7 protein-coding genes and 1 pseudogene are annotated in these 9,534 nt (G+C 65.8%); 5 read left to right on the top strand and 3 right to left on the bottom strand.

The window, feature by feature from the left end; all coding sequences use genetic code 11:
• Positions 1 to 95 precede the first annotated feature (95 nt).
• The 5 genes and pseudogenes from G5V65_RS20885 (at position 96) to G5V65_RS20910 (ending at position 6,206) form a co-directional block, all read left to right on the top strand.
• Complete coding sequence (locus tag G5V65_RS20885; protein ID WP_165054352.1) at positions 96 to 770, top strand: YcbK family protein; 675 nt, start codon at positions 96 to 98, stop codon at positions 768 to 770.
• On the top strand, positions 767 to 1,012 hold the full coding sequence (locus tag G5V65_RS20890; RefSeq protein WP_165054355.1) for a hypothetical protein: 246 nt from the start codon (positions 767 to 769) through the stop codon (positions 1,010 to 1,012). The genes G5V65_RS20885 and G5V65_RS20890 overlap by 4 nt, the downstream gene beginning before the upstream one ends.
• Before the next feature lie 22 nt (positions 1,013 to 1,034).
• Complete coding sequence (locus G5V65_RS22875) at positions 1,035 to 1,166, top strand: hypothetical protein (protein WP_343162879.1); 132 nt, start codon at positions 1,035 to 1,037, stop codon at positions 1,164 to 1,166.
• A gap of 531 nt (positions 1,167 to 1,697) precedes the next feature.
• A pseudogene (locus G5V65_RS20905) lies at positions 1,698 to 4,271 on the top strand (baseplate multidomain protein megatron); the annotation flags it as partial.
• A gap of 9 nt (positions 4,272 to 4,280) precedes the next feature.
• Positions 4,281 to 6,206, top strand: coding sequence for a DUF2793 domain-containing protein (locus G5V65_RS20910; RefSeq protein WP_165054358.1), 1,926 nt, complete (start codon positions 4,281 to 4,283; stop codon positions 6,204 to 6,206).
• Between the two features lie 29 nt (positions 6,207 to 6,235).
• On the opposite strand, the gene G5V65_RS20915 is transcribed toward G5V65_RS20910, so the two are convergent.
• The 3 genes from G5V65_RS20915 to G5V65_RS20925 all read right to left on the bottom strand — a co-directional run bounded on the left by G5V65_RS20915 (position 6,236) and on the right by G5V65_RS20925 (position 9,346).
• On the bottom strand, positions 6,236 to 7,264 hold the full coding sequence (locus tag G5V65_RS20915) for a quaternary amine ABC transporter ATP-binding protein (protein WP_206526917.1): 1,029 nt from the start codon (positions 7,262 to 7,264) through the stop codon (positions 6,236 to 6,238).
• 7 nt (positions 7,265 to 7,271) lie between these two features.
• Entirely contained in the window at positions 7,272 to 8,303 is a 1,032-nt protein-coding gene (locus G5V65_RS20920) for an ABC transporter permease (RefSeq protein WP_165054364.1), read from the bottom strand.
• An 80-nt stretch (positions 8,304 to 8,383) separates the two neighbouring features.
• Positions 8,384 to 9,346, bottom strand: coding sequence for a glycine betaine ABC transporter substrate-binding protein (locus G5V65_RS20925; RefSeq protein WP_165054368.1), 963 nt, complete (start codon positions 9,344 to 9,346; stop codon positions 8,384 to 8,386).
• Between the last annotated feature and the right edge of the window lie 188 nt (positions 9,347 to 9,534).

The following is a 9,534-nucleotide window of genomic DNA, read 5'->3' on the forward strand; positions in this document are numbered from 1 at the left end:
AGCGCGCCCTGACCGGGAGGCGCTGCCGATTTCATCATCAAAACCACCACCTCGCCCGCCCCCAAGGCGGGTTTTTCAATTTAGGAGGATCCACCATGCCGACCCTGTCATTTGTGACCTGGCGCGACGTCCCTGAGAAGGCGTGGCGCTGGCCGAGCTTCTCGCCGGCCGAGATCGCCTGCCGCGGTACCGGCGCAATCAAGATCAACACCGAGGCCATGGACAAACTGCAGGCCCTGCGCGACCACCTTGGCAAGCCGCTGATCGTGCGCTCCGCCTATCGCAGCCCGGAACACAACCGCGCCGTCGGCGGAGCCCCGGCGTCCAAGCACATGCAGGGCACCGCCTTCGACATCGCGATGGCGAACCACGATCCTGCAGCCTTCGAGGCAGCGGCACGGGCCGTGGGTTTCCTCGGCTTCGGATACTACCCCCGCTCGGGCTTCATGCACATCGACCTCGGGCCTGCCCGCTCTTGGGGCGATCCCTACACAGCACGGCCAGTGCCCTTCGCGCCGGAACTGCCGCCCGCGCGCGAAGTGCTGTCGGAAAGCCGCACGCTGCGCAGTGGCGGCGCGGCGGGCGCTGCAACTGTCGGTGCGGCTGGGGTCGAAGTGCTGCAGGACGTTCTTGCCGAAACGCAGACCACGATCCAGCCGCTGGTCCCCTACCTCGACAGCCTGCGCTGGGTGCTGATCGCCATCGCGCTGATCGGCATCGCCATCACCATCTACGCCCGGCTGGACGATTGGAAGCGGGGCCAGCGATGATCGGCTGGCTCCCCACCTATGGCCCGGCGCGGAAGGCGCTGGGCCTTTCTCTCGCCGCAGCAGCGATCCTGCTGTTCCTCCTGAACCTGCGCCGTGCAGGCGAACGCGCCGGGCGCGCTGCCGAACGGCTTGATGCCCAAGAGAGAAACGATGCCATCCACCGCCAGATGCTCGACGCCGCCGCCCGCCGCCCTAATGATCGCGATGCTCTGGCTCACCGGCTGCGCGATGGGCGGTTCTGACCTTCGGGCCCCTTGCCCACCCGTGGTCGAGTACACGGTTGCTGAGCGGGCGCAGGCGGCCGATGAGGTGGAAGCGCTGCCGGAAGGCGCAGTGATCGTTCGGATGCTCGGCGATTATGCCGTTCTGCGTGATCAGGCGCGGGCGTGTGGGTGAAAGCCGGGATACAGGTCAACCTTATCTTGGACGAAGCTCCTCACCCTGTTCATTGCCGCTCTGCCGAATGGCAGTTCAGTCTGGGTAGGAGCTGTGGACTACGAAAACAGTGCGATCTTGGAGTAGTAGATCACCGCTGACCTGCCCGCCGCCACGCAATTTCTTTCGCCGCGCCTCTTCATGAACACGGGCGCGACTGCTGCGGCCGTCCCCTACGACTGCGACGGGGTCTACGTCGAGACGGATTTCTGATCCGGCTTCACGGAAAACCAGCTCGTGTGAAGCCCGGGCCAGGCGACGTCAGAACGGGAAGCGCCGAACGCCTCGACCGTAGCGCATCGCCCGGCCCGGATCACAGATTCACGGTTTCAAGGAGCGGCAGGGATTCGCTGCACCGGAATGGTGGCACGGCGACGCAACATCTGTCTCGTGCGGCGATGGGCACAATTGTGCACCTGTCAGCGGATCGAGCGAGGTTTCACGGTTCGATGTCTTCAAAGGCTTCTGCCCGATGCCAGACGAGGCGGGCGCGGTGTCGATGCCTTCCTGATTGGCACCGAGATGCGGGGCCTGACGACGATCCGGTCCAGCGCCAGTGCCTATCCGGCCGTGACCGCGTTCAAGGCGCTGGCGGCGGAGGTGAAGTCGATCCTCGGGCCGGGCACCAAGGTGGGCTACGCCTCCGACTGGTCGGAGTATTTCGGCCACCAGCCCGGCGACGGTAGTGGCGACGTGTTCTTCCACCTCGACCCGCTTTGGTCGGACGCCAACATCGATTTCATCGGCATCGACAACTACATGCCGCTGTCGGACTGGCGCGACGGCTTCGACCATGCCGATGCTCTGCAAGGCTGGCCCGCCATCCATGACCGGGCCTACCTGCAGGCCAACATCGCGGGCGGCGAGGGCTTCGATTGGTTCTACGCCAGCGCCGCCGACCGGTCGGCTCAGATCTGCACCCCGATCACCGATGGCAGCGCGGGCAAGCCGTGGGTCTTCCGTTACAAGGATCTGCGGGCCTGGTGGTCGAACCCGCATTTCAACCGACCGGGCGGGGTGGAAAGCGGCACGCCGACATCATGGGTGCCGCAGTCCAAGCCCGTCTGGTTCACGGAACTCGGCTGCCCGGCCATCGACAGGGGCACGAACCAGCCGAACGTCTTCTTCGATCCGAAGTCCTCGGAAAGCTTCACGCCTTATTTCTCTCGCGGCTGGCGCGACGATGCGATCCAGCGTGCCTATCTGGAAGCCAGCTATCTCTGGTGGGGCCAAGGGGCGAACAACCCGACGTCGTCCGTCTACGGCGGCCGGATGGTCCATGTCCCCGAATGCGCCGCCTGGACCTGGGACGCTCGACCCTATCCGTTCTTTCCGGAACTGACCGACGTCTGGACCGATGGTCCGAACTGGCGTCTGGGCCATTGGCTGACCGGACGGCTGGGCGCGGTATCGTTGGCGGCCCTCGTGCGCCACCTCTGCCTGCGCGCCGGAATGCCGGAGGCGCTGATCGACGTATCCGGCCTCTGGGGAGCTGTCGAAGGCTATGCGATCACCGCGCTGGAAGCGCCGCGATCATCGATCAGCACGCTGGCCCGGCATTTCGGGTTCGATGCCATCGAGACCGAAGGCATGATCCGCTTCGTCATGCGCGGGCGGGCGTCTGTTTTGACCCTGGCGCATAACGACCTCGTGGCGTCGCGCGAGGGCGAGGCGCTGGAACTGGTCCGCGCGCAGGAAACCGAACTGCCGCAGGCACTGAAGTGGCAGGTCGCCCGCGCCGACGAGGATTACGACGCGGCCCTTGTCGAAGCCCGCCGCATCACCGTCGACACCGCCCGCATCGCGTCCGAGTCTTTCCTGATGGCGATCCCGCCAGAAGAGGCCGAGCGCCGTTGCCGCCGCGCATTGATGGAAGCGTGGATCGGCCGGGAAAGCGCGGTCCTCCGCCTGCCGCCGTCGCGGCTGGCGCTCGACCCGGCCGATGTGGTGACGCTTGCCCATGACGGCCGATCCATCCCGCTGCGGCTCATCTCGATTGCCGACGACGACGCACGCGGCATCGAGGCCGTGCGTCAGGATCGGGAGGCCTACGATCTGCCGCCCGGCGCGCCGCGACCCTGGGCGCTGTCGCAGGCGGTCGTCTTCGGCGCGCCAGAAGCGGTCCTCCTCAACCTGCCGCAGCTGACCGAAGATCAACCTGCGCATCGGCCCTTCGCGGCGGCGCACGCCGCGCCATGGCCCGGCGAGATCGCGGTCTACCGTAGCCCCTCGACGGATGGCTTCGATCTGCTGACCACGTTTGGCACGCGCGCCCGGATCGGCACGCTGGTCTCGGACTTCTACGCCGGGCCGACGTCGCGCTTCGACCTCGGCAATGCGCTGGTGGTCGATCTGCTGACCGGCACGCTGGAAAGCGTCACCGACCTGACCCTCTTCGGCGGAGCCAACGCGCTGGCCATCGAGACCGCGCCCGGTGCCTGGGAGATCGTGCAGGCAGGCGCGGCGGAACTGATCGCCCCCGGCCGTTATCGATTGACGCGGCTCCTGCGCGGGCAGCGGGGGACAGAGGGTGCAATGGCCGATCCAACGCCTCCTGGTGTGCGGGTCGTCGTACTCGACGCCTTGCTGGCATCGCTGCCGATCGCCGAGGCCGATCTTGGCATCCCGTGGAACTGGCGCATCGGCCCGGCGAGCCGCTCAATCAGCGACGAGGCTTATGTGGCGAAGGCCTTCACGCCAGTTGGCGTGGGACTTCGGCCGTTCTCCGTCGCCCATGTCGAGCAGCCTTGGCGCAGACCGCGCACGCCCGGCGACCTGACCATCCGCTGGACGCGCCGATCCCGCGTGCTTTCCGCTGACAGCTGGAGCGGGCTGGAGGTGCCGCTGGCCGAAGAACTGGAAGCCTACGAGGTCGAGGTCCTCGACGGCGCCACGGTGAAGCGAGTGCTGAGCACAGCCACAATCAGCGTCGTCTACACCGCCGCCCAGCAGACCGCCGACTGGGGCGCGCTGCTCGGCCCGGGCGATACGCTCGACATCCGCATCTACCAGCTCTCCGCCCTCGTCGGGCGGGGCGCACCCAAGACCGTTACGCTCACGTTCTGAGGCAATCCCATGTCTGACGCCACGACTCATCTCCTGCTGCCCTATATCTTCGCGGCGCAGGCCCAGAAGCACGTCACCCATAACGAGGCGCTGCGTATCCTCGACGGGCTCGTGCAGCTCTCCGTCCTCGACCGCGACCTGACCGCGCCGCCCGGAAGCCCCGCCGATGGCGACCGCTACATCGTAGGCTCGGGCGCTACCGGCGACTGGGCGGGCTGGGACCTGAACATCGCCCTCTGGACCGACGGCGCCTGGCTGCGTCTGCCGCCGCGCACCGGCTGGCGGACATGGGTCGAGGACGAGAGCCTGCTTCTCGTCTGGACCGGCGCTGCCTGGGAGGTCGTGGGCGAGCCGAGCGACATCTCGGATGCGGTCTTCAGCCTCGTGAACGACGCCGATCCCACAAAGAAGGCGGTCTTCTCGCTTTCGGGCATCTCCACCGGCACGACCCGCAGCTACACGTTGCCGAACACGTCCTCGGAACTGGCGATCCTGACGGGCACGCAGACCTTCACCGGCAACATGACCTTTTCGGGTACGCTGACCGCCTCCGGCACCGTCACGGTCTCGGCGGCGACGGCCACCATCGGCACGGCGACGGGCACCGCGACCTACGGCATGGGCCCCGGGGCGACGACGACCGGCCTCACCAAGACCGTGAACCTCGGCACCGGCGGCGCGTCGGGCTCGAATACGGTCGTCAACATCGGCCCCGCGACCTCCGGCGCGAATGGCACCACGGTGGTCAATACGCCGACCGTCACCTTCGCCAATGCCGTGACGCAGGTCGGCATGCCCCAGGCGAACCTGACGGCGCAGCTTCTGGGCCTCGGGGGTGCGACGGCCGACAGTTACAATCGGCTCTCGGTCAACACCCCCGCGGTGCTCCTGAACAATGCAGGTGCCGGGATCGAGGCGACGGTCAACAAGGCTGTGCCCGCCAACGATGCCAGCTTCGCATTCAAGACCAACTGGTCGGCGCGCGCCCTGATCGGTCTGCTTGGCGGCGACGATTTCAGCTTCAAGGTCAGCCCTGACGGGTCGGCTTTCTACGAGGCGATCCGGATCGACCGGACCAGCGGCCGGGTCGAGATGCCCGAACCCGTCGTGCTCCCGGCGCTCGATTCCGTGCCCACGCCGCCGCCCACCGGCAAACTGGCGGTCTATGCGCGGGACCGCGCCGGGGCCGGATGGCTCGACGTCCAGCGCCCCTCGGGGCGGTTCTTCCCGCTGCAGCCGCATTTCGGGGTGAACCGGATCGCGACCTGGGCGCCGTCCTCCGGCACGACCGTCAACACCAACGGCATGCCGCGGACCGCCGTCGGCACCGTCGCCACGCCGACGCTCGCCACCACCAACCTCTCGACCTCGATGCGCCGCTGGCGCGTGACCAGCGCCGCCACCGCCGATGCGGCGGCCGAGGAACGCTCTGCCGGATGGGTCTGCTGGCGCGGCAATGCGGACGGCCTCGGCGGCTTCACCTATGTGAACCGGCTTTCGCTGGTGACACTGCAGGCGACCGGCATGGGTTTCTTCGGCCTCTATGGCTCGACAACAGCGCTGGCCACGACCCTGACGTTGTCGGCCGTGGTGAACTGCATCGGCATCGGCTTCCAGCGCGGCACCCACACGAACTGGCAACTCGTGCAGAACGATGCCTCGGGCGCGCCCACGCTCACCGATCTCGGGGCGAGTTTCCCAGTCGCGAGCACGACGAACGTCCTGACCCTGACGCTCCTCGCCGCCCCGAACAGCGGTGAGATCGGCGTCCGGGTGGTCGAGGAGGTCGGCGGGGCGGTGGTCGAGACCATGCTCGACACCGACATCCCCGCTGCGACGCAACTCCTGAGCCCGCGCAACTTCATGAACAACGGCGCGACAGCGGCGGCGATCGCCTATGATTGCTCGGGGGTTTATGTTGAGACGGACTACTGAATCGATTGGATGAAATCTTCAGTGGCAAGTCACTTGTACGGGACCAGCGCCGCCAGGAGGTCGCGCATCTCGATGATCCCTTCGGGCTTGCCCTGCCTTGCGACCTGAACGGTGATGTCGGTGCGACCGGCGGCAAGGGCGATGACGGCCTCCAGCGTATCGCTCCAGTCGACTGACCCCGCGATTTCCATGCTCGGCTCGGCCGCCCTTGCGATCGTGCCGGCCCTCAGAACGCGCGCGCGGTTGATGTCACCCACGAACTCCTCGATGTAGGGATCGGCGGGGTTCATCAGGATGTGCTGCGGATTGCCCTGCTGGACGATGGCGCCGTCCTTGAGGATGACCAGGTGGTCGGCGATCTTCAGCGCCTCGTCCAGATCGTGGGTGATGAAAATGATGGTCTTGCGCAACTCGCGTTGCAGTTCCAGCAGCAGATCCTGCATGTCCGACCGGATCAGCGGGTCAAGCGCGGAAAACGCCTCGTCCATCAGCAGGACATCGGTATCGGCAGTCAGGGCCCTTGCGATGCCCACGCGCTGCTGCATCCCGCCGGACAGCTGATAGGGGTGCTGCTTCTCGGCCCCGGACAGCCCGACGCGGGCCAGCCATTTCATCGCCTCGGCCTCGCGCGTGGCCTGGTCGACACCGCGGATCTTCAGGGCCAGTGCGGCATTCTCCAGCACCGTCTGGTGCGGCAGAAGCGCGAACTTCTGGAACACCATCGACATGGCGCGCTGGCGCAGGTCTCGCAGGTCTTCGGGCGGCAGCGCCATCACGTCGCGCCCGTCCAGCAGGATTTCCCCCGCCGTCGGTTCGATGAGCCGGTTGAGATGGCGGATCAGCGTGGATTTCCCCGATCCCGACAGCCCCATGATCACCGAGATCTCGCCGGCCTGCATCTCGGTATTGATGTCATGCAGGCCCAGGACATGGCGGTGCGATTCAAGAAGTTCCGCCTTGCTGATGCCGTCGTTCAGGACCAGCGGCAGCATGTTCTGCGGATGCGAGCCGAAGATCTTGTAGAGGTTGCGGATGCGGATTTTGGGGGTGTTCATCAGCGGGCGCCTAGCGGGATTTCTGGGTGGCGTCGATGCGCTGCATCGCGGCCTTGGAACAACGATCCAGCACCACCGCCAACAGGACGATGCCAAAGCCGGCGACAAGCCCGACGCCCAGTTCAAGGTTGCGGATGCCGCGCAGGACAAGGACGCCAAGTCCGGGCGCCGAGACGAGGGACGCGATCACCACCATGGCGAGGCTCATCATGATCGTCTGGTTCACGCCCGCCATGATGTTGGGCAGCGCCAGCGGAAGCTGCACGCCAATCAGTTTCTGGCGGTCGGTCATGCCGAAGGCATCGGCGGCTTCGATCACGTCGCGGTCGACAAGGCGGATGCCCAGGTCGGTCAGGCGGATGATCGGCACGATCGCGTACAGGATGATGGCGATGCCATAGAGCTTGGGTTCGGTGACCGAAAACAGGAAGATAAGCGGGATCAGATAGACAAAGCTCGGCAGGGTCTGGAGCATGTCGAGGATCGGCAGCATCACCTGCTGCGCCCTGTCCGAGCGCGACATGGCAACGCCGATCGGCACCCCGAGCAGCACGCTGAGCGTCGTGCAGACAAAGATGATCGACAGGGTTTGCAGCGCCACGTCGAGATGGTCGATGAAGCCGAAGAAGGCAAAGACCGAGGCCACGAGGATCGTGATGCCCCGGCGCCTGGTTGCGACCCAGGTCGACCAGACCAGAAGCGGGATCAGGATCCACCACGGCGTGGTGGTAAAGACGTAAAGCGCGCCTTCAAGGATCCAGGAAAGCGGCTGCGTCAGCGGGTCGAGAAAGAACTTCAGGCCGTCCTTGACGGCGAGAAAGCTGTTTTCGGCGCCCTTGGTCATGTCGCGGGTCTGCGGAATGGCAGAGCAGGCTTCGTGCAGCGTGTCGAGCGACGGGAAAGGCAGCGAAAAGTCGTCCGCGGCATCGTCGCCCTGCGCCTGGGCCAGCAGGGCGGCCATGCTCATCGGGCCATCGCTGGCCCCCTGCTCGCACCAGCTGCCAAGCCCGAGGAGCTCGAACATCTTGTCATAAAACGCCATTGCACGATCCCGCTGACAGGCCATCTGGGAATGCCCCCGCCCCGGCCATCATGGACCGGGGCGGAGGGACGAAAGCCGAGTTACTTGATGATGGCCGCGAGTTTTCCGCGCGCGCTGTCGTTCAGCCACGCCGACCAGACTTCCTTGTTGTTGGTCAGGAAGTAGACCGCGCCTTCTTCGGCCGAGGCGTTGTTGTCCTCCATCCAGGCAAGGATTCCGTTCATCTGGTCGTTCGTGAAGGACACGTTCGACATCAGCTCGGCGATGTCGGGTTCGCGCTCCTTGAAGGTGGTGGTGACGGCGGTTTTCACCGCAGCCCGCGGATAGGCCGAGATGCCCGGCGTGGTGCAGGCCTTGTCGCTGTTGCAGGCGTGGATCGCCGCATCGTCGGCGCCCATGTCCACCAGGACCATCGGGTATTTGCCAAGGATCGCGGTCGGCGCCCAGTAGAAGCCGAACCACGGCTTCTTGTCGGCATAGGCCGCGGCGATGGCCGTGGCCAGGGTCTCGCCCGAGCCGTGGTTGAACACCTCGATGCCCTTGCTCTCGAAGTCGATGACCTTGTTCATGTTGTCATCGACGGTGCGGCAGGCCCAGCCATCGGGGCACCCTTCAAAGCGCCCGCCGACCAGGGCCGGGTTGGCAAGGATGCCTTCTAGCGTCGCGGCCTCGGGGTGTTCGTCGACCACATATTGCGGCACCCACCAGCCCTCGATGCCGCCGTCAGAGAGAACGTCGGCCACTTCGACGATCTTGCCGGCCGAAACCAGCTCGGTGTAGGTCGGCGCGGTGTTGACCCAAAGCTCGGTCAGGATGTCAGGCGTCCCGGTTTCCGCGACGGCGGTCAGGGCGGTCGGCGTCGAGGACGGCACGGTCGTCACCGTGCAGCCGTAGCCTTGTTCCATCAGGAACTTGGAAACAGCCGTCACCACGTTGGCCGAGGCCCAGTCCATCTGCGTGATGGTGACTTCGCCACAGCCTTCGGCCCATGACGGTGCCGCGAATCCAAGGACGAGAACCGAAGAAAGAAGCAGTCGTTTCATAGTTACCTCCAGGTTGGTCCGGCGGTGTTCAGGCCCCGCCCACTGTTATTGCAGGCAAGACTGCCACAGTTGTTTTCACGCCCGGAGCGTTAATGCCTTGATCCCAATACTCCCACATTCTCCAAGTAAGTCGCTGATTTCGCTGTCGTAATCGTGATATTTCGCATATAAATCATGGCGTTGACGGC

The organism is Paragemmobacter kunshanensis (genome assembly GCF_011059185.1).
Taxonomy (GTDB): domain Bacteria; phylum Pseudomonadota; class Alphaproteobacteria; order Rhodobacterales; family Rhodobacteraceae; genus Paragemmobacter; species Paragemmobacter kunshanensis.